Raw genomic sequence first — 19,667 nt, 5'->3', positions numbered from 1 at the left:
AAAAAAACGAGTATGTAGTGGACCTGTTGGAATAGAAGAAATTATGGAAAAATGAATATCGTGAAGAAAATTACTATTTAAATTTCAATCTTAAAAATGAATTTATACATGACTTTATAGAAAATGAACATAAATAAACAGGGAAAATAACTAGGAGGAATTTAAAATGTCGGATTGGTCTCAATTAGATGAAAAATATATGATGCCTACTTACTGTCGTACGAAGGTTGCGATAGAAAGAGGAGAAGGATGCAAGCTTTATGATGTGGATGGTAAAGAATATGTAGACTTATTTTCTGGTGTCGGAGTGAATGTATTAGGATATAATCACCCGAAAATCGTGCAAACGACAATGGAACAAGTTACGAAATCGTTGCATCTACCGTTTCATTTTTTAAACCCAGTTGCGATTGAATATGCAAAGAAATTAGTTGATTGTTCTTTAAAAAACGGAAAAGTCTTTTTTACAAACTCTGGTACGGAAGCGACAGAAACGACATTAAAATTAATTGATAAATATAGAGCTAATACGGGTGAAGAACGTGAAGGAATTGTAGTGCTGAAGAATAGTTTCCACGGGCGTACGTTAGGAGCACTTCATTTTACGAGACAGGAAAGTGTATATCAAAATTTCCCTAAAACATCGATTCCAGTATATGAAGTAGAGCGCGAGAATATAGAGCAATTAGAAGAAACAATTGTTAAAGAAAATCCAATTGCGATTATGCTAGAGCCTGTTTTAGGAAGCGGGGGTATTTATCCTTTATCAGGTGAATATTTACATAGTGTTCAAAAATTATGTGATAAATATAATGTCATTCTTATCGTTGATGAAGTTCAAAGTGGTATGGGGAGAACTGGTAAACTATTTGCTTATCAAAATTTCAATATTACACCGGATATTATTCAAATTGGTAAAGGAGCAGGGGGCGGGATACCGCTTGGCGGAATCATTGTAGGTGAAAAGTTATGTGATGTATTTGCACCAGGCGATCACGGTACTACATTTGCTCATTCATCAATGGGAACGGCTTTAGGGTTAACGGTATTAAACACATTGATTGACGACGGTTTAATGCAAGAAGCGTATGAAATGTCACTATATTTAAATGATAAATTGCAAGAAATTCAGAAAGAAAATGCGTATTATATTGGGGAAGTACGTCATGCTGGCATGATGTTTGGAATTAGTTTGAATGATACAAATGAAAACGTAAAGAATTTACAAGTAGAGCTAATGGAGAAAGGGATGTTAGTTGATGTTACACAAGGGAACATCATCCGTTTACTTCCACCGTATATAATTACTAAAGAAGAAATTGATGCATTTGTTAAGGAGTTTATTTCTTGTATGCAAAGTTTAGCAGCTACAATTGTTTGAAAAATTAAATTAAAAAGTACCTTGTTTTCTATTCAAATAAGAAGAAAATAAGGGTGAAAAAAATAAATTTATAAATTAAATTAAAAAGCTGAAAAAGGTACTCATATAGCGCCTTCTTCAGCTTTTAATTTTTAATAAATTACTTAACCTAGGGAGCATCTCATTGGACAAATAATTAATTATGTGAAACAATAATAACAGATAAGGAGACGTTGATTTTCCTTAAGTGCTTCGAATTAATTTTATTCAATAAGAGAAGGTGTGCTTAAAGAAGTTAAATTAAATAAGGAGCTGTTTTATTGTATGCAACAAAATAATGATTTAAATTTTGAACCTCAAGACGTTAATATTGTCAATCCTAAACAAGCCAGGAAAGCAGTAATTGCTACTGGTATTGGGAATGCAATGGAGTGGTTTGACTTCGGATTATACGCGTATTTAGCGGTAATTTTAAGTCAATTATTCTTCTCAGGTGTTGATAATAGTGGATTGCAACTTGTACTTACATTCGGTACATTTGCAGCAGCCTTTCTCGTTCGACCAATCGGAGGTGTATTCTTTGGTAGAATAGGAGATAAGTACGGCCGAAAAATCGTGTTAAGTACTACTATTATTTTAATGGCACTTTCTACATTATTCATCGCATTACTACCAACCTATGAACAAATTGGTGTATGGGCACCAATACTACTTTTAGTTGCCCGAATGATTCAAGGCTTCTCTACAGGCGGTGAATATTCAGGTGCAATGGTTTATATCGCAGAATCTTCTCCAGATAAAAAGCGTGGTATACTCGGTAGTGGTCTTGAAATTGGAACACTCTCAGGTTACATTGCTGCATCGGTAATTGTTACCATTTTAACGTTATTATTAACAGATGAGCAAATGCTCAGCTGGGGCTGGCGTATTCCTTTCTTAATAGCTGCACCAATTGGTTTGGTCGGTTTATATTTACGCCGTCATTTAGATGAATCTCCTATCTTTGAAGAGATGGAAAAAGCACAAGAGGAATCTGAAGACAACGAACAATTTTCATTTATGGATATATTAAAATATCACAAAAAAGACTTCTTATTAAGCACAGTAATTGTCGCCTTCTTTAATATTACGAACTATATGATTCTTTCGTATATTCCTTCTTATCTAACTCAAGTACTTAAAGTCAAAGAAACAACTGGCTTATTAATTATTTCTATTACGATGGCACTTATGATTCCACTGGCACTTTATTTCGGTAAATTAAGTGATAAAATTGGTAATAAACGTGTCGTGCAAATTGGTTTACTCGGTTTAACTGTATTTGCAATTCCAGCATTTTTACTAATAGGTAACGGACATATTGCAGCTATATTTGCAGGTATTTTCGTATTAGGTTTCTTCCTAAGCGTATATGAAGGAACATTACCTTCATTATTACCATCACTATTTTTCACTGATGTACGTTATCGAGCGCTTTCGATCTCATTTAATATTTCTGTATCGATATTCGGTGGTACAACGCCGCTCGTATGTTCATACTTAGTTCATGCAACCGGTAACCCGCTTGCACCAGCATTTTATTTAGCAGGTGTAAGTGTTATTGGATTAGTCGTGTTTAGTGTATTATTCGTTACAACATCAGGACGTGCGCTAAAAGGTTCATATCCTACAGTAGAATCGAAAAAAGAAGCACACCAAATTGCTAAAGAAGATCCTGAAGAAACACTTTGGTGGCATGAAGAGTCATTAGAAATTGAAGCAGGGAAAAACGCTTCAATTTAAAAAATAACGTAGAAGTATAGAAAGACTCCTATGAAAATAGGAGTCTTTTTGTTATGTTATTTCTTTCTTTTCTTCAAACTCTTCTGATACACATAAAGCTTATGAACCTCTTCCTTAAATTCCTGAAGTAGCATCATATCCTCGCCATTTGAATAACGCACTGTATTATAAGCATCTATAATAATATGACTCTGAATATTTACATCTTCTTCACTATTTATTCTATCTAACCATGCCGCAATAGTTTCTCCTCGATTTCTATTTAAAGGGGGAGTTAACTTACTTTCAAGCTTAAAAATCTCTTTTCGAATTTCGTTATGTGGCGGTTTGTTTCGTTTCAAACGTTTTTGGCTCATTCCTTCTTTATCAGTGATAATAGTAGATTCGAAGACAGGCATATTTGGTAAACTAAATTGTTTTCGTCTTTTTATTATTTTCCAAACGACGTAAATAGCAATAGTTGTACATACTATAATTGTAATGCTATTTATGAGAGTTGGATCAAAATCACGCTGTCCAAATTCTTCCTTAATTTGAGGGTCTTTTAGATTTCCTTTATTCGACCAAAAATCGTCTGTCTCTTTTGATTCAGCTGCTGAAAATAACGGATTGATCGCATATCCGAATCCTAATGCAACTACTTGGACAATATAAGAAAAAATAAGACGTACATAAGGAAATATTAGAATAAGTAAAGCACTAAATGTTCCAATTGTAATAATAGAAGTAAAACGTAATAACTGTTGATTACGATTGGAACCTGTTAACCAAAATGCAATCAAAATGTGTAAGACTAATAGTAACAACTTCCATAATGGTGGAAAAGGTGCATAAAATATAGCTGAAAAGACGAAACATACTATACCACCTAATGACTTTTGAACTGGATATCCAGGACCGACTACATGTACGATAAAGAAGAAAAGCGGTAACATAATTGTGCCAAATAGAGAGAAAGGGAGAAAGATTGAGCAACCGATTATTTGAGTAATTAACAGTATGACAAATCCTATTGTTCTTTTCTTCATAAATGTATGAATTAGAAATACACCCATATAGCCTGTTACTAAAAATATAGCAATAGAAACAAGTTCATCCCTTTCTGTTAATAATGAAAGGAGGAGGAGCAGAATAAAGTCATGAACGTGATATAGCCAAGTTTTCAAGCTGTTCCACCATCCCTTCGTTATTTATGAGAAACGTAGGCTGAGAGAGAAGAGGGAGTTCATTTCTTTGTAAACCAATATATATCATTGTAGACGAACGTTCCCTTTTTCTCTCTACGTAGTGAAGGAATCCTTGTTTCGGAAGTAACGTACTATCATCTGAAATACGCGCTAATTCCTCTAAAGATATTCCGTAGTGTGTTTGCCCTGCGTTTAATGGTAGATGCAGAGGACCACCTTCAGCTAATACACTAATAAATAATTCAAATGGTATTTGATGCTTCGTTGCGTATTGGCAAATGTATGTTGCAAATGATATAAGATCTTCTATATTATCCTTCCAACCAAATCCGCGATCAGCAGCTAAAGAAAGACAGATCGTCCAACTATAATTTTTTACAGGTTCATATTGCTTTGCATGTAATGATTGCATTTTAGCAGATGCTTTCCAGTGAATAGAACGGAAAGATTCACGTTCATATCGTTTAACGCCGATAATAGATGTTTCATCATTGTAAAAAGAAAAATTCGTTCGATAAGATCCCGTTAAAAGTTGCTGTAGTTCTTGCAAACCTGCCACTTCTTTTGGAGAAGGGTACACAATAATTTCAGTCCGTAATTTATCAAAAATGGGTAAATGTACAGTTAAAAGATGAAAAGGATCTTTTAAGACGCATTCGAACTGTTCAATTTGAAATACACCACGCTTCGTTGCGGTTAATGTTAAATCCCATTTTTGCGCCGAATGAGCAGGTTGTGAAAACGGAAAAGAAAATAACGTTTTTGATATTTGTTCAATTCCTTGATCTTTTTGTGGTAGTAATGACGGATTTAAATGAAAATAACAAACACCGTTAACGAGTGGTATATTTGCACCATTTTTTAAATGAATAAAAAACTGACCAGATTCATTAGGGAATAACCGAGTTATTTGTTTCTCGTTTATCACTTGAAACCTTTTCTCTATATAAGCGACATATTTATAAATGAAAATCGCAAATAAATAATAGAAGAAAAAGAGAAACATAATAATTCGTTGTGGCATAAAAAATGTAAATAGTATAGCGCCTGGGACAGTTAATTGAATAATATGAAGTTGGAAAAATAACGGTACCGTTACAACACGCTGTCCATTCATGCTTGCTCAATCTCCACTGGTACGTCAACTTCTTTTAAAATTCTTTGCATAATTTCATTTTTTGTCGTACGTAATGCACCTTCCATTGATAGGACGATACGGTGATTCCAAACAGAAGGAACTAAAAATTGTATATCTTCAGGCGTACAATATTCTTTCCCTCGTAAAAATGCTAATGCCTGTACGGCGCGCACTAAAGCAAGTGTGGCACGTGGACTGACACCGTTAGCGATGTAATCATGATTTCTTGTAGCATGAGCAAGTTTAATAATGTAATGTTCTAACGGCTCTGATACGAAAATTTCTTTTACTCGTTTCTGTGCCTCTAAAATGTCTTCTAAAGAAATAACAGACTTGACGCTTTCTAGTGGTACGTCGCTACGAAAACGTCGCATCATTTGTAATTCATCCTCTGGAGATGGATAACCAATTGAAATTGTCATTAAAAAACGATCAAGCTGTGCATCTGGAAGAGGAAAAGTTCCTTGTGATTCAATTGGATTCTGCGTCGCAATGACAAAGAACGGTTTCGGAAGAGGAGTAGATTGCTTTTCAAGCGTTACTTGTCGTTCTTCCATCGATTCTAATAAACTAGACTGTGTTCTAGGCATAGCGCGGTTAATTTCATCGGCAAGCAAAATATTGGTCATGACGGGTCCAAGTCTTAACTCGAATTCACTCGTTTTCGGATTAAAATATTCAATACCTGTTACATCACTCGGAAGTACATCAGGTGTAAATTGAACGCGAGAAAACTTACCACTAATACTTTTAGAAAGTGTTTTCGCAAGTAACGTTTTCCCCGTACCAGGCACATCCTCAAGCAGTACATGTCCATCAGCAAGCAATGAAACGAGTAATAGATCAATAACATTTTCTTTACCGACAAAAACTGATCCTATGTTTTCTTTCAATTTATTTATCATATGTATCATTCCTTTCAAAATATAAACGGATATTTCTACATTTTAACAAATTATTCAGAAAATTGATATGATTTTTTAATTCAAAGAAATAAATATCCGATTATTAAATTATACTTGCATATTTTGGAATGTAGTTATAAAATATCGATATACGATGTATCGCATGTCGATATATCACGAAGCGATGTATCGGAGGTGGTTATAATGAATACGAAAGCGAAAAAATATATTCCGTTAACAGAGGCGACATATTACATATTGTTATCACTAGTGAAACCAATGCATGGTTACGGAATTATGCAAATGGTAGAAGAAATGACAAATGGGGAAGTAAAGCTCGGTCCAGGTACTTTATACGGGAATACGACAAAGTTACTAAAAGAGAAATTAATAGTTGAAGTGGCGTCTACAGATAGAAAAAAGTGCTATGAATTAACTCCGTTTGGGAGAGAAGTGTTGGAGCTAGAGTACAACAGATTACAGCGTTCGGTTAAAAATGGGAATAGTATATTAGGGGAGTGAATGGAAGATGGAGACAAAAAGGGTATTCAAATTTTTTACGGCATGGAATTTAGAAAAAGAAGAAGCTTTTTTACGTAAGATGCATCAACAAGGTTGGGCATTACAAAAATACAATTTAATGTATACGTTTAAGAAAACTGAGCCAAAAGATGTAATATATAAAGCTGATTTTAGATTGGTTTATAGGGATTCGAAAGAACAACAACAAGAGTACTTCGAAATATACGAAATGTCAGGTTGGGAACGTGTAACAAGTTTTACAAGCTGGAATTATTTTTGTAAAGAAGTAGAAGAAGTAAATGAATTGCCTGATATTTACTCAGAAAAAGAGACGAGGATACAAAAACTAAATGAGTTATTAGTATTCTTTGTTATTATGTTAGCAACTATATTACCATCAATGTACAATCTTTTTATAAGCCCGATGGAATCAAGAGTGCCAATTTGGGCGAAAGTTATGACAGGTCTTACAAGTTGTATGTGGATATACTTCTTTATAAGACTCACTTGGAAAATTAAGAAATTAAAAAGTGAAATATTATAATAAAAAGTAAAGTTAAAAAGAAGTTGATTTTGTAGGGAGAATATCGGAATCAACTTCTTTTGTCTCTATATTATTGTGTTTTTGTTCACTCTTTTTTACATATTAAAAATTTATATAAAGGCGCAAAATTAACTATTATGAAGAACCACACCCGAAAAAATAAATGAAGTGAAAACGATTCATATCGAAAATCAAAAAATAAAAGATGACTAAAAAGCGTGGGGTGTAACTTATAATAAGGAAGAAAAACATTTTTGATTAACATATTAAATGGAAAACCCCCTATAAAAATTCCATAGGGGGGATTAAAAATGTTTAAGAAAAAGATTGATTTTGCGCAGGTTTAATAAATTGCTCCGGGTTTTCAACAAGTCCGCATACAGCGCATTGGACGCGGTAAGTTGGTCCTTGATAGGCCATATGAAAAGCGTTCATCGTTTCATTTGTGTATTCTTCTTCTACTTGACCAGTTTGTGGATTTAACTTGACTGGTTTTACTTGTTGTTCAAGAATATTAAAGCGAGTACGGTTCGTTTTACAGCTTGGACATAGCATTGGTTCCATATGTATACACCTCCATTTGTAGCATTTCTGTAACTCATCAATTTTATGCAAGCAAAAAAACTTTCTCAATATAAATGGGTGTTTAAAGTATTCAAAATTCAGAAAAAATAAAATATAATAAGGGTACGAACTGGTTATGTCCAAACCAAATCTCCTGTTTTATGCCAATAAGCTGGGGGGCCGAGAAATCGGCCTCATTTTTTTGTGCTTATTACTATAGGAAACAAGGTTTTTATGAGACTTTTGTCGAAATTTTAGGGATGGATATAAAGGGGGATATAAAATGAATTTAAAAATGAAGTACATTATTTTATATGTAGAAAAGTTTGAAGAATGTGTAAGGTTTTATAAAGATATTTTACAGTTACCTATAAAAGCAGAGCATGGTACATATATTGAGTTTAATACTGGTTCTACAATTTTAGCGATGAATACGAGGCAAGATGTGAAAGAATTAACAGGACTACCACTTACAGAAGGTGAGTTACAATCTTCTCATTTTGAATTGGGATTCGTTGTTGATCATGTACAAGAAACAATCGAACAATTTAGGGAGCAAGGAATTAAGATTTTAGTTGAACCAATTGTGAAACCATGGGGACAAACAATTGCATACATTGCCGATCCAGATGGGAATTATATTGAAATTTGCAGTTCATTAGAATAGAAGGAGAAAACGAGATGGGGTTTCCGAAACTAGAAACAGAACGTTTAGTATTAAGAGAACTAACACTGTTAGATGCAGAAACGATGTTCCGTTATTTTTCAAAAGAATCTGTTATACGTTATTTCGGAATGGATTCATTCGAGAATATTGAGCAAGCGAAAACGACTATTCAAATGTTTAAAAATCGTTATGAAGAGGGAAGTGTATTTCGTTGGGGAATAGAGAAAAAAGGGACGGGCCAAATAATCGGAACGTGCGGATTTCATTTAATAAACAAACATCATAAGCGAGCTGAAATCGGTTATGAATTAGACGATACATATTGGGGACAAGGGTATGCAACGGAAGCGTTACAGGCAATTTTAATTTACGGATTTGAAACGCTGCAACTGATAAGAATTGCAGCTGTTGTATATGTAGAAAATAAAGCTTCTCAAAAATTATTAAGTAAAGCAGGGTTTCAAGAAGAAGGATTACTTCGAAAACATATGATTCAAAATGAAGTTGCTCATGATACGATTTTATATTCTTTATTAAAAGAAGAGTGGAAGAAATAATGAGTACAAATGAGCTTATAAATATAATGAAGAAACATAAAGAAAATAGGTTCATTCTAGGTATAGATGGTTTAAGTCGATCTGGTAAAACGACATTCGTTGCAAATTTAAAAGAAAACATGAAACAAGAAAGTATTCCGTTCCATATTTTCCATATTGATGATCATATAGTAGCACGTAATAAACGGTATCATACTGGATATGAAGAATGGTATGAGTATTATTATTTACAATGGGATATTGCAAACTTGCAGAAGAGGATTTTTCAAAAGTTACAAACTGAAACAAAACTGACATTACCGTTCTATTATGATGAGACAGACTCAAGTGAAATGAAAAAAGTACAGATCCCTATAGTAGGTGTAATTGTAATGGAAGGTGTTTTTCTACAGCGAAAAGAATGGAGAGATTTCTTTCATTATATGGTGTACTTGGATTGTCCAAGAGAGACAAGATTTCTGCGCGAGAGTGAGGAAACGCAGAAAAACCTTTCAAAGTTTGAGAATAGGTATTGGAAAGCAGAGGATTATTACTTAGAAACGGAATTGCCGAAGGAACGGGCGAATTTAGTCATACAATGATTGGAAAATAGAAGGTGAACAGAATGAATATTTTATGGGATTTTGATGGGACGTTATTTGATACGTATCCAGTTTATACAAAAATTCTTTCTCAAGTTTTAGGGAAGGAAATAAGTGAAGAAGAAATCTATACAAAGTTAAAGGTTTCATTTTCACACGCAATTGATTATTATGAAATATCTAAAAAACAATTAAGTGAAATTGATGTATTAGAGAGTCGCATTATGATAGAAGATATTAAACCATTTGAAAAAGTGGAAGAGGTTTTAAAGTTTGCTGATAAAAATGTAATTATGACTCACAAAGATAGAGCCGGAGTATTATCAATATTAAATCATTACGGCTGGGACAAATACTTCGTAGACATGGTTACAATTGACGATGGTTTCCCCCGAAAACCGAACGCTTTATCTTATGATCATTTACATAAAAAGCACAATATTGATTTAGCTATTGGTGATAGAGAATTAGATTTATTACCTGCAAAAGAATTAGGTATTTTAACATGTATGTTTCAAAGGAGTTGTGATGTAGCGGATTATTCTATATCGCATTACTCGGAATTTTTTAAGGTAGTGATTGATAGAGAGGTTATTTTATAAATAATTTAAATAGAACCTCTACTTTTTGCTTGAAAGTAGAGGTTGTTTTCTATGCTTTATAAAAACGAAAAAAATTAATACTTTCAAATATTTAGAAGGGGATTGGTATAAAGATTTAAATTATATAGTTATAGATAAATCTATAGATGAAAAGATTTCTATAAAGCGAGTGATCACATGAGTATTTTCATTTTAGAAGATGATGTCATACAGGCGCAGCAAATGAAGCGGCTAGTTGAAGAGATTTGCGAGAAATATATGTTGCCTTTTGATTTTATAGAGGTAACTAGTAAAAGTGAAAACATTATAACTAACATTCCTAAGGCGAGGTATGTTCCAATCTATTTTTTAGATATTGAGATAAAAAGAGAAGAGCGTAAAGGATTACAAGTGGCGCAAGAAATACGAAAGTATGATACGCAAGGGATTATTGTGTTTGTAACGACGCATTCTGAATTTGCACCTATTTCATATCAATACATGGTATCAGCTTTAACTTTTATTGATAAAGGGTTGCCATACGAGGAGAGGCGTAACGTTTTTGAACAATGTTTACTCCAATATGAAGAGCGTAATAAGCACATCATTCCATCTGATGATTTTATCGTTGAAAATAGTAATGCGACTGTGCGGGTACCTTTTCATGAAGTTGAATATGTTATGACCGATGAACCACACCGTTTAGCGTTAGTGACGTTGGATCGAATTGTTTATTTTTACGGGACTTTAAAAGAAATTGAATTTGTAGATGAACGTTTATTTCGATGTCATCAATCATATATTGTGAATACGAAGCAATTGTCTTCTTACGATGCGAAGCAAAAAATGATAGTTTTAAAAAGCGGGAAACGTATTCCAGTATCACGTCGTTTAGTGAGTAAAGTACGTAACATATTAAAGGGTGAGATGTAATGTATATTTATGATTTATTTGCAATACTGCTTACTAGTATAAGCCATACGTTTTTATACATTCAATTAATCCGGTACAATAGATTGTCATATAGAATGTTAATAGCTTTAAGTGCGGTATTCATTATTTTACTTGCTATTGTTGTAACAGTAACGAGATATCCAGAATTGAATAGTACCATTGTGTTGTTTCTAATAAGTTTAGGATTAATGCAAAATGAATTGAAATTTAAGCATAATGTATATTTTGCACTAGTGAGTATGGTGATAATAACGTTAGTGAAAATGTTGCTATTTGATTTAGGAATGAAAATCTTTATGTTAACGCCATTCAATTTATATTTATGGACAGGTAGCTTGATTCATCTTACCGTATCGACACTTACTTTTATCGGTATTTTTGTAGCTCGCAAAAGAATCCAAAAAATTGCTCAATATATAGTAGGTAGTCCGCTATACTATGTAACTTATATATTATTAATTGCCGGATTTATTATTGAACTAATCTTAACTCAGCCATCTTCTGCGTTATTAGCACAATTAAATCAACAATACAGTGAAGTAAGTTATATTTCAGCGATTATTATATTTTTATTATTACTAATCATGGTGTTAATAAGCTCACACTTATCGAAAGAAAAGTTACAAGAAGAACACGAGAAACGTTTAGATAAAGAGTTATTAGATTATGTAGAGAAATTAGAGGATATGCACGATGAGCTTGCTAGTTTCCGTCATGATTATATGAATGTATTACTATCGTTAGAGGAGGGCATACGTACAAAAAATGTGAAAGAAATTGAGCAAGTGTATTATGACGTGATAGCTCCTACATTAAAAACAATAAATGATAATGAACTTGATATTGCGAAATTATCTCGTATACATATTCCTGAAGTGAGAAGTGTATTAAGGGCGAAAGTTAGCACTGCCCAGCACCAACAAATAAAAGTAATGCTCGATATACCAGAGAACATTGAAAGTGTTTCGATGACGATCATTTCATTTATTCGCATCATTTCAGTTTTAGTAGACAATGCAATTGAAGAAGCAGTACATAGTGAGGAAAAGATGTTGCAAATCGCATTCTTTGAAATGGATTCCCGACAATATTTTATCGCGCGTAATAGTTCAAAGAGTGAAGCGATTGATTTGCAAAAAATTTATGAGAAAAACCATTCAAGTAAAGACGGAGCTCGAGGATATGGGTTATTTTCGTTAAAACGGATTATGAATAAAACAAATAACGCGACGTTAGAGACAACTTATGTAAGTCCTTATTTCACACAAACACTCATATTAAAAGAGATGAAATGACCATCTATGATGAAAATGAAACCGAATAGGAAAGAACTACATACTTCCTTTACTCGTTTTTATACACTTCAAGTAAGAGGTGAAGCGAGATGAATGGTCTTATTTTTACAACAATGATTAGCTTTGGTTTACCGCTTGTAGCACTTTTATATGCTTTTTGGAAGAAACGCTATATTCCATATATGTTAGGTGTATTGGCTATTGTTGTATCACAAATATTGATCCGCATACCAATACTGAATTATGTAAATGGAACTAGCACAAATTTTCAAATGTTTTCTGTTATGCAGCCTGTACTATTTGTACTTTTGCTTAGTTTATCAGCTGGAATTTTTGAAGAGATAGCTCGTTTTATTGCAATGCGTTATTTTATGAAGCAACGAGATTGGCAGTCTGGTTTTTTATTTGGAGCAGGGCATGGTGGTATTGAGGCAGTGTTGATAGTTGGAATTCCGGTAATATCTCTATTATTGTCACAAACAGTCATTCAAAATGGTGACAGTTACTATCTCGCCGGTATTGAGCGCATCTTCGCGATGGTATTGCATATTGGGCTTTCCTTCATTGGATTGCAAGCTGTCGTCCAAAAGAAATTTCGTTATGTTGTATATGCAATTTTCATCCATGGGACTGCAAATGCAATAGCTAGCATTATACCGCTATATATACAAGGGAAAGACGGGATTATTTTGTCAGAAGTTTCAATAGCAATTTGTGCTGTACTCGTTTTTAGTTATAGTTTTATTTTAAAAAGAAAGGGTGTATGAAAATGAGAAGAATGATACTAATTATAATAAGTGCTATCGCGGCGTTCGCACTCGCAGCTTGTACCGGTAATAAAGTAGATGAAAGTACGTCAAAAAAGTTTATTCCGAAGGCGGAAGAAATTGTAACATTATTAAATGAGGCGAAGTATAAAGACGTGCATGAAAAATTTGATAGTAAAATGAAATCAGCCTTATCAGAAGAGCAAATGAAAGAACTTACTCCTATAATTGAAAAAGCTGGTACATTCGAAAAAATTGAGAAAAAATCGATTGAAGAAAAAGATGGTTTATATACTGTTATTCTTGTAGCGAAGTATAGTAAAGAACAACGTACCTTTATCGTAACTTATAACGATAAAGAAGAAATAGCTGGGTTAGTAATTAGGTAGAAATGTAATAGCAGATAAGATGGTTGTGTCCATTTTATCTGCTATTTATCATAACCAAATTATGGTTATTTGTGCTAATATGAACTTATAGCTGTATAGAAGGGGTGGATTAGTATGAAAACTGAAATAGTTCCTAAAAAGAAGTACAGCATAATAAGTTACATATCTTTACTAATCGGTATTTTATGTTTTCTGTTCGTTTTTATTACACCGACAAGGATAGCGAATGTAGGTAATGTAGTGGGAGATTATATTACAGTTGCCCTCACAGTTGCAGGTATCATACTTTCTAGCATTACGATGACGAAACAAACAGAGAAGAAGGGGATTGCTATTATTTCAATAATACTGTCCTTATCATTACTTATATTTTGGATGATCACGATTATATTATTATTTACTGGTCAAATTAGTTTTGCGCCGTAATGTGCAATAAAAAGAGTCCTTCTCGTATGAAGGACTCTTTTTATTCGCTGTCTACCGGTTGATATTCTAAAATATCCCCTGGTTGGCATTCTAACGCTTTACAAATAGCATCTAAAGTTGTAATTCTAATTGCTTTTGCTTTTCCATTTTTTAATATAGAAAGGTTAGCCATTGTAATTCCAACCTTCTCTGAAAGTTCAGTTACACTCATTTTTCTTTTCGCTAACATTACATCAATATTAATTATTATTGCCATGTTATTCACCTCAGACCGTTAAATCATTTTCTGATTTTATATCTATCGCATCTTTTAAAAGTCTTTGGAGAACGGCAGCAAAGACGGCGATAACCATTGAAGCAAAGATAAGGATCATGCCAATTATTATAATACCTGGTGCATCATCTCTCTCTGCTACAAGATAGAAAAGCGGCATACCTACTACATATAATACACTAATTGTAATAGCACATTGTTTTATCTTTTTTAAAGCTCTAACAGATAATTTCGAGAAGGCGTTCCCCTTATCAATGTAGCTTACAAGTTTAAAGGCTTGATATAGGGCAAAATAAAAAGGTATCACCGTTGCATATAGATTGATTAAAACAAGATATTTTATATATGCAATATCCGGGTATAAGTCCGCTGTATAATTCCCGATATTAGGAATTAAAAATATACATAAAGCAAAAACAGGAATACCGATAAGGATGATTGCTGTCTTTAAAAAGAGTGTTGATCCTTGTTTCATATAAAGCACCTCATTTTTAAATTATCTCTTTAATTTAACATGAAATTTATCGTTTAACAATAAATTCTTATTTATTTCAATCGGATTTTTATTGATAAATAAATTTTTGGGAAGAGAATGATAAGACATTTTTATAAAATAGGTGTGGTCCCTAATTATTTGAACATAAAAATCTATGATATGTAGCGTTCGTTGCCTTACTAATAAAAGAAAGTGAAGGTAATGATTGTTAGCTTCATGAAAATTGGGGACTAATAAAACATATATAAATGAATGTAAAACATACGGAGGAACAACAATGTCGAATTTGGGTTTACTGATGAAGAAGTTACTGTTAGTAGGAACAATCACACTAAGTATGTTATGTACGGAAAGCATGATGAATTATTATTCGGTGGAAGCGAAAGTGAAAAAAGTAGAACGTCAACCAAAAAATATCATCATAATGGTTATGGACGGAACTAGTTCTTCAGCAACGACATTAGCTCGCTTGTATAAAGGGAAACCACTTGCATTAGATGAAATGGTAACAGGAGGAGTACGTACATATTCGGCTGAATCAGCTATAACGGATTCAGCCCCAGCAGCTACAGCTTTAGCGACTGGTAATAAATCGAATTCAGGATATGTAGGTGTATTACCTTCTATTGTAAGTTCACCGGGCTTAAAACTAATAAAAGAAGAGGACAAGTTACGGCCAGTTGCCAATGTTTTAGAAGGTGCCAAACGTACTGGTCGCGCAACTGGAATTGTTGCTACAGCTGAAATTCAGCATGCTACTCCGGCCGGGTTCTCTGCCCACCATGTAAACCGCAAGCGTTTTGACGTAATTGCAGAGCAACAAGTGTATCAAAATATAGATGTCGTATTAGGCGGGGGAAAAGCGGCACTGCTACCTATAAAAAGAAAAGATGGTGAGGATTTAGTAAAGGTGATTCATGACAAAGGGTACGATTTTGTTGAAACGAAAAATGCATTATTGAACTCTAAATCTAAGAAGATTTGGGGCTCTTTTTCACATAACGCTTTAGCGTTCGATATGGACCGTGAAGCAACAAATCCGGAGCAACCGACACTTTCGCAAATGACGGAAAAAGCAATTCAAACGTTATCAAAAGATAAAGATGGTTTCTTTTTATTTGTGGAAGGAAGTAAACCAGACTGGGCAGCTCATGTGAATGATCCGATGGGGATGATTAGTGATGTATTAGCATTTGATAAAGCGGTAGCAAAAGCATTACAATTTGCCAAAAATGATGAGAATACACTGCTCATCGCTTTAACTGATCATGGTAATAGCGGGATTTCTATTGGGAATGCGAATACAACAAAAGGCTATAATACTACGCCGGTCTCTGCATACATTAATCCATTAAAAAAAGCGAAAATGACAATTGAAGGGGTAACCCAAAAAATAAACAATGATTTATCAAATATAGTAGAAGTTGCTGCACTTTACGGTTTAAATAACTTAACGGAAGCTGAAAAGGAAAAATTAAAAGTTGTACAAAAGAAATCGGATATTGGTCCAATACTTACTACATTACTAGCTAACCGTGCAAATATTGGCTTCACAACAGGAGGGCATACAGGTGAGGATGTGTTTTTATATTCTTACGGTCCTCAAAAACCATATGGTTTGATCCAAAACACAGACGTTGCGAAGACGATGGCGAAAGCAATGGGCTTTAATTTAGAAGAAGTAACAAACAAATTATTTGTAGATAGTGAATCAGCTTTTAAACAAAACGATGCAACAGTCACTATAGATAATACTGATACAGCAAACCCGGTGCTCATAGTAAAACGTAATTATGTAAAAGCTCAATTATTTGTAAATAAAAATATAATTCGTATTAAGAATAAAGAATATGAATTAGGTAGTGTAGTTGTAGAAAGTAATGGCAAGTTCTATGTACCAGAAGAAGCAATCCGTTTATTCATAAAGCATTCTCGTTAGAAAAATGCCAATTCCTTATCTAGTACTTAGGAATTGGCATTTTTGTGTAGCTGAAATTTCATTTGAAAACAAGAATAAAGGGAATCACAACTTCTAAAATGGACTTCTTGTAAATTTATTTATTTTATGTTTTTCACCCTAAAAAATATTTCTCAACATTTTAGCACTTTAAAAAGATTGAATATTCGTATTATAACGAATATTATGTTCCTATCGGCAAAAAAAACGATAATTTGCAACCACTGGGGAGGAAGAGCATTGAAAAAGAATAAGAAGTTAAAACCATTATCAGTTTTAGCAACAGCGGCAGTGCTAAGTAGTACGTTTGCTTTTGGAAGTCAAGCAGCGTATGCTGATACGCCACCATCTCTACCAATTGATGAGCATTTAATACCAGAAGAGCGTTTGGCAGAAGCGCTGAAACAAAGGGGAGTAATTGATCAATCTGCATCACAAGCTGAGACATCAAAGGCTGTCGAAAATTATGTTGAGAAAAAGAAAGGGGAAAACCCTGGAAAAGAAATCATGACAGGTGATAACCTTACGCAAGAAGCTTCAGATTTTATGAAGAAAGTAAAAGATGCAAAAATGAAGGAAAATGAAAAGGCGCAGCAGCCCGAAGTAGGACCAGTAGCTGGACAAGGTGCAGGATTGAACCCTGGAAAATTAAATGGAAAAGTACCGACTACACCAGCGAAGCAAGCTGAGTACAATGGAGCTGTTCGAAAAGATAAAGTACTTGTTTTACTCGTAGAATTTAGCGATTTTAAGCATAATAATATTGATCAAGAACCAGGTTACATGTATTCTAAGGACTTTAATCGTGAACATTATCAAAAAATGTTATTTGGTGATAAGCCATTTACGTTATTTGATGGATCGAAGATTAATACATTTAAACAGTATTACGAAGAACAATCCGGCGGAAGCTACACAGTAGATGGAACTGTAACAGAATGGCTTACTGTTCCAGGAAAAGCGTCAGATTATGGTGCTGATGCGGGAACTGGTCATGATAACAAAGGTCCTTTAGGGCCACGTGATCTTGTAAAAGAAGCATTAAAAGCAGCGGTAGCAAAAGGGATAAATTTAGCAGACTTTGATCAATATGATCAATACGATCAAAATGGTGATGGAAATAAAAATGAGCCAGATGGAATTATTGACCACTTAATGGTTGTACATGCGGGCGTGGGTCAAGAAGCTGGCGGTGGTAAATTGAAAGATGATGCGATTTGGTCTCATCGTTCAAAACTAGGATCAAAGCCATATGCGATTGATGGTACGAAATCTTCTGTTTCAAATTGGGGCGGAAAGATGGCTGCATACGATTATACAATTGAGCCTGAAGATGGAGCAGTTGGTGTATTTGCGCATGAGTACGGTCATGATTTAGGATTACCAGATGAATATGATACAAAGTACTCTGGAGAAGGTGAACCTGTTGAATCATGGTCTATTATGAGTGGCGGTAGCTGGGCTGGAAAAATTGCAGGAACAGAGCCAACGAGTTTCTCACCACAAAATAAAGAGTTTTTCCAAAAGAATATGCAGGGTAACTGGGCGAATATCGTTGAGGTAGATTATGATAAACTTCGCACAGGAATCGGTACTGCAACATATTTAGATCAAAGTGTTACAAAATCAAAACGACCAGGAATTATTCGTGTTAACTTACCAGACAAAGATATAAAAAATATCGAATCGGCATTTGGTAAGAAGTTTTATTACAGCACAAAAGGAAATGATATTCATACAACACTTGAGACACCAGTGTTTGACTTAACAAATGCAAAAGACGCTAAGTTTGATTATAAGGCATTTTATGAACTAGAAGCGAAGTATGATTTCCTTGACGTAAATGCGATTGCAGAAGATGGAACGAAGACACGTATAGATCGAATGGGCGAAACAGATGTAAAAGGCGGCGTAGATACAACGGATGGTAAGTGGATTGATAAATCATACGATTTAAGCAAATTCAAAGGAAAGAAAGTAAAACTGCAATTTGAGTATATAACAGATATTGCAGTAGCTTATAAAGGATTTGCATTGGACAATGCAGCATTAACTGTAGATGGAAAAGTTGTATTCTCTGATGATGCAGAAGGACAGCCAGCAATGACGCTAAAAGGATTTACTGTGTCAAACGGATTTGAACAGAAAAAAAATAACTACTATATTGAGTGGCGAAATTACGCTGGATCTGACACAGCGTTACAACATGCACGTGGTCCAGTATTTAATACAGGAATGGTTGTATGGTATGCGGATCAAAGCTTTACAGATAACTGGGTAGGCGTTCATCCAGGCGAAGGATTCCTTGGGGTAGTAGATTCTCATCCAGAGGCAATCGTAGGAACATTAAACGGACAGCCAACTGTGAAGAGCAGTACGCGTTATCAAATTGCCGACGCGGCATTCTCATTTGATCAAACGCCAGCATGGAGAGTAGATTCGCCAACTCGCGGTATCTTTGATTATAAAGGATTAACAGGCGTTGCGAAATTTGATGATTCTAAGCAATACATCAATAGCGTTATTCCAGATGCCGGACGTAAGTTGCCGAAACTAGGATTAAAGTTTGAAGTAGTAGGTCAAGCTGATGACAAGTCTGCAGGTGCAGTTTGGATCCATCGCTAAAATAAAATGAAAAGGAGCTGTCATAAGTCGGTGAAATCTGACTTATGACAGCTCTTTTCTTCTTGTGAGAAAAAACTGTTACATAAACACAAATCG

At 34.2% G+C, this 19,667-nt stretch carries 21 protein-coding genes; 15 read left to right on the top strand and 6 right to left on the bottom strand.

Annotation, left to right across the window (positions count from 1 at the left end):
* Positions 1–166 precede the first annotated feature (166 nt).
* Both MR115_RS03445 and MR115_RS03440 read left to right on the top strand, forming a co-directional pair.
* The gene (locus MR115_RS03445) at positions 167–1,381 is read left to right on the top strand and encodes an aspartate aminotransferase family protein (RefSeq protein WP_242239922.1); all 1,215 of its coding nucleotides are present in this window, start codon (positions 167–169) and stop codon (positions 1,379–1,381) included.
* A gap of 303 nt (positions 1,382–1,684) precedes the next feature.
* Entirely contained in the window at positions 1,685–3,142 is a 1,458-nt protein-coding gene (locus tag MR115_RS03440; protein ID WP_242239920.1) for an MFS transporter, read from the top strand.
* A gap of 56 nt (positions 3,143–3,198) precedes the next feature.
* Here the strand turns inward: MR115_RS03440 and MR115_RS03435 are convergent, their stop codons facing one another.
* The 3 genes from MR115_RS03435 to MR115_RS03425 are packed head-to-tail and all read right to left on the bottom strand — an operon-like array spanning position 3,199 to position 6,372.
* Complete coding sequence (locus MR115_RS03435; protein ID WP_242239917.1) at positions 3,199–4,308, bottom strand: DUF4018 domain-containing protein; 1,110 nt, start codon at positions 4,306–4,308, stop codon at positions 3,199–3,201.
* On the bottom strand, positions 4,280–5,446 hold the full coding sequence (locus MR115_RS03430) for a DUF58 domain-containing protein (protein ID WP_242239915.1): 1,167 nt from the start codon (positions 5,444–5,446) through the stop codon (positions 4,280–4,282). The genes MR115_RS03435 and MR115_RS03430 overlap by 29 nt, the downstream gene beginning before the upstream one ends.
* Positions 5,443–6,372, bottom strand: a complete 930-nt coding sequence (locus tag MR115_RS03425) for an AAA family ATPase (RefSeq protein ID WP_242239912.1) — start codon at positions 6,370–6,372, stop codon at positions 5,443–5,445. The genes MR115_RS03430 and MR115_RS03425 overlap by 4 nt, the downstream gene beginning before the upstream one ends.
* A gap of 204 nt (positions 6,373–6,576) precedes the next feature.
* Between MR115_RS03425 and MR115_RS03420 the strand changes: the two genes are divergently transcribed.
* A complete protein-coding gene (locus MR115_RS03420; RefSeq protein WP_048565484.1) occupies positions 6,577–6,894 on the top strand; it encodes a PadR family transcriptional regulator in 318 nt (105 codons plus the stop codon).
* Between the two features lie 7 nt (positions 6,895–6,901).
* Positions 6,902–7,438 (top strand): DUF2812 domain-containing protein, encoded by a 537-nt coding sequence (locus tag MR115_RS03415; protein WP_242239909.1) that lies wholly within the window; start codon positions 6,902–6,904, stop codon positions 7,436–7,438.
* Between the two features lie 315 nt (positions 7,439–7,753).
* Here the strand turns inward: MR115_RS03415 and MR115_RS03410 are convergent, their stop codons facing one another.
* On the bottom strand, positions 7,754–8,002 hold the full coding sequence (locus MR115_RS03410) for a hypothetical protein (RefSeq protein ID WP_000433610.1): 249 nt from the start codon (positions 8,000–8,002) through the stop codon (positions 7,754–7,756).
* A 283-nt stretch (positions 8,003–8,285) separates the two neighbouring features.
* Here MR115_RS03410 and MR115_RS03405 point away from each other — a divergent pair, with 283 nt between their 5' ends.
* From MR115_RS03405 to MR115_RS03365, 9 genes are all read left to right on the top strand, one after another.
* Entirely contained in the window at positions 8,286–8,669 is a 384-nt protein-coding gene (locus MR115_RS03405; RefSeq protein WP_076538476.1) for a VOC family protein, read from the top strand.
* Positions 8,670–8,683: 14 nt separating this feature from the next.
* Positions 8,684–9,226 (top strand): GNAT family N-acetyltransferase, encoded by a 543-nt coding sequence (locus MR115_RS03400; RefSeq protein ID WP_242239906.1) that lies wholly within the window; start codon positions 8,684–8,686, stop codon positions 9,224–9,226.
* Positions 9,226–9,807 (top strand): kinase, encoded by a 582-nt coding sequence (locus MR115_RS03395; protein ID WP_242239904.1) that lies wholly within the window; start codon positions 9,226–9,228, stop codon positions 9,805–9,807. Before MR115_RS03400 ends, MR115_RS03395 begins: the two co-directional genes overlap by 1 nt.
* A 23-nt stretch (positions 9,808–9,830) precedes the next feature.
* Positions 9,831–10,409, top strand: a complete 579-nt coding sequence (locus MR115_RS03390; protein WP_242239901.1) for an HAD-IA family hydrolase — start codon at positions 9,831–9,833, stop codon at positions 10,407–10,409.
* 177 nt (positions 10,410–10,586) lie between these two features.
* A complete protein-coding gene (locus MR115_RS03385) occupies positions 10,587–11,321 on the top strand; it encodes a LytR/AlgR family response regulator transcription factor (RefSeq protein ID WP_242239898.1) in 735 nt (244 codons plus the stop codon).
* Positions 11,321–12,637: a GHKL domain-containing protein gene (locus MR115_RS03380; protein ID WP_132132667.1), complete on the top strand. Its 1,317-nt coding sequence runs from the start codon at positions 11,321–11,323 to the stop codon at positions 12,635–12,637. The genes MR115_RS03385 and MR115_RS03380 overlap by 1 nt, the downstream gene beginning before the upstream one ends.
* An 89-nt stretch (positions 12,638–12,726) precedes the next feature.
* Positions 12,727–13,404: a YhfC family glutamic-type intramembrane protease gene (locus MR115_RS03375; protein WP_242239897.1), complete on the top strand. Its 678-nt coding sequence runs from the start codon at positions 12,727–12,729 to the stop codon at positions 13,402–13,404.
* A gap of 2 nt (positions 13,405–13,406) precedes the next feature.
* Entirely contained in the window at positions 13,407–13,793 is a 387-nt protein-coding gene (locus tag MR115_RS03370; protein WP_242239894.1) for a DUF3887 domain-containing protein, read from the top strand.
* A gap of 114 nt (positions 13,794–13,907) precedes the next feature.
* Positions 13,908–14,219 carry a hypothetical protein gene (locus tag MR115_RS03365; RefSeq protein ID WP_061676889.1) on the top strand — a complete coding sequence of 104 codons (312 nt, stop codon included), beginning with the start codon at positions 13,908–13,910 and terminating at the stop codon, positions 14,217–14,219.
* Between the two features lie 40 nt (positions 14,220–14,259).
* On the opposite strand, the gene MR115_RS03360 is transcribed toward MR115_RS03365, so the two are convergent.
* Together MR115_RS03360 and MR115_RS03355 are read right to left on the bottom strand one after the other, a co-directional pair.
* The gene (locus tag MR115_RS03360) at positions 14,260–14,475 is read right to left on the bottom strand and encodes a helix-turn-helix domain-containing protein (RefSeq protein ID WP_242239891.1); all 216 of its coding nucleotides are present in this window, start codon (positions 14,473–14,475) and stop codon (positions 14,260–14,262) included.
* Positions 14,476–14,485: 10 nt separating this feature from the next.
* On the bottom strand, positions 14,486–14,968 hold the full coding sequence (locus tag MR115_RS03355; protein ID WP_000809089.1) for a DUF2975 domain-containing protein: 483 nt from the start codon (positions 14,966–14,968) through the stop codon (positions 14,486–14,488).
* 298 nt (positions 14,969–15,266) lie between these two features.
* Here MR115_RS03355 and MR115_RS03350 point away from each other — a divergent pair, with 298 nt between their 5' ends.
* Complete coding sequence (locus MR115_RS03350) at positions 15,267–16,928, top strand: alkaline phosphatase (protein WP_242239889.1); 1,662 nt, start codon at positions 15,267–15,269, stop codon at positions 16,926–16,928.
* Positions 16,929–17,186: 258 nt separating this feature from the next.
* Positions 17,187–19,571: an immune inhibitor A domain-containing protein gene (locus MR115_RS03345; RefSeq protein WP_242239886.1), complete on the top strand. Its 2,385-nt coding sequence runs from the start codon at positions 17,187–17,189 to the stop codon at positions 19,569–19,571.
* Positions 19,572–19,667 lie beyond the last annotated feature (96 nt).

The sequence above is a fragment of the Bacillus cereus group sp. BfR-BA-01309 genome (genome assembly GCF_022664315.1).
GTDB lineage: Bacteria > Bacillota > Bacilli > Bacillales > Bacillaceae_G > Bacillus_A > Bacillus_A mobilis.
Note: the sequence above shows the minus strand (reverse complement) of the source record. Positions and strands in the feature narration are given on the sequence as shown.

Bases quoted from the DNA above. Each gene is read 5' to 3' on its own strand.
- MR115_RS03445 (WP_242239922.1), top strand. From the start codon at position 167: ATGTCGGATTGGTCTCAATTAGATGAAAAATATATGATGCCTACTTAC.
- MR115_RS03440 (WP_242239920.1), top strand. From the start codon at position 1,685: ATGCAACAAAATAATGATTTAAATTTTGAACCTCAAGACGTTAATATT.
- MR115_RS03430 (WP_242239915.1), bottom strand. From the start codon at position 5,446: ATGAATGGACAGCGTGTTGTAACGGTACCGTTATTTTTCCAACTTCAT.
- MR115_RS03425 (WP_242239912.1), bottom strand. From the start codon at position 6,372: ATGATAAATAAATTGAAAGAAAACATAGGATCAGTTTTTGTCGGTAAA.
- MR115_RS03420 (WP_048565484.1), top strand. From the start codon at position 6,577: ATGAATACGAAAGCGAAAAAATATATTCCGTTAACAGAGGCGACATAT.
- MR115_RS03415 (WP_242239909.1), top strand. From the start codon at position 6,902: ATGGAGACAAAAAGGGTATTCAAATTTTTTACGGCATGGAATTTAGAA.
- MR115_RS03410 (WP_000433610.1), bottom strand. From the start codon at position 8,002: ATGGAACCAATGCTATGTCCAAGCTGTAAAACGAACCGTACTCGCTTT.
- MR115_RS03405 (WP_076538476.1), top strand. From the start codon at position 8,286: ATGAATTTAAAAATGAAGTACATTATTTTATATGTAGAAAAGTTTGAA.
- MR115_RS03400 (WP_242239906.1), top strand. From the start codon at position 8,684: ATGGGGTTTCCGAAACTAGAAACAGAACGTTTAGTATTAAGAGAACTA.
- MR115_RS03395 (WP_242239904.1), top strand. From the start codon at position 9,226: ATGAGTACAAATGAGCTTATAAATATAATGAAGAAACATAAAGAAAAT.
- MR115_RS03390 (WP_242239901.1), top strand. From the start codon at position 9,831: ATGAATATTTTATGGGATTTTGATGGGACGTTATTTGATACGTATCCA.
- MR115_RS03385 (WP_242239898.1), top strand. From the start codon at position 10,587: ATGAGTATTTTCATTTTAGAAGATGATGTCATACAGGCGCAGCAAATG.
- MR115_RS03380 (WP_132132667.1), top strand. From the start codon at position 11,321: ATGTATATTTATGATTTATTTGCAATACTGCTTACTAGTATAAGCCAT.
- MR115_RS03375 (WP_242239897.1), top strand. From the start codon at position 12,727: ATGAATGGTCTTATTTTTACAACAATGATTAGCTTTGGTTTACCGCTT.
- MR115_RS03370 (WP_242239894.1), top strand. From the start codon at position 13,407: ATGAGAAGAATGATACTAATTATAATAAGTGCTATCGCGGCGTTCGCA.
- MR115_RS03365 (WP_061676889.1), top strand. From the start codon at position 13,908: ATGAAAACTGAAATAGTTCCTAAAAAGAAGTACAGCATAATAAGTTAC.
- MR115_RS03360 (WP_242239891.1), bottom strand. From the start codon at position 14,475: ATGGCAATAATAATTAATATTGATGTAATGTTAGCGAAAAGAAAAATG.
- MR115_RS03355 (WP_000809089.1), bottom strand. From the start codon at position 14,968: ATGAAACAAGGATCAACACTCTTTTTAAAGACAGCAATCATCCTTATC.
- MR115_RS03350 (WP_242239889.1), top strand. From the start codon at position 15,267: ATGTCGAATTTGGGTTTACTGATGAAGAAGTTACTGTTAGTAGGAACA.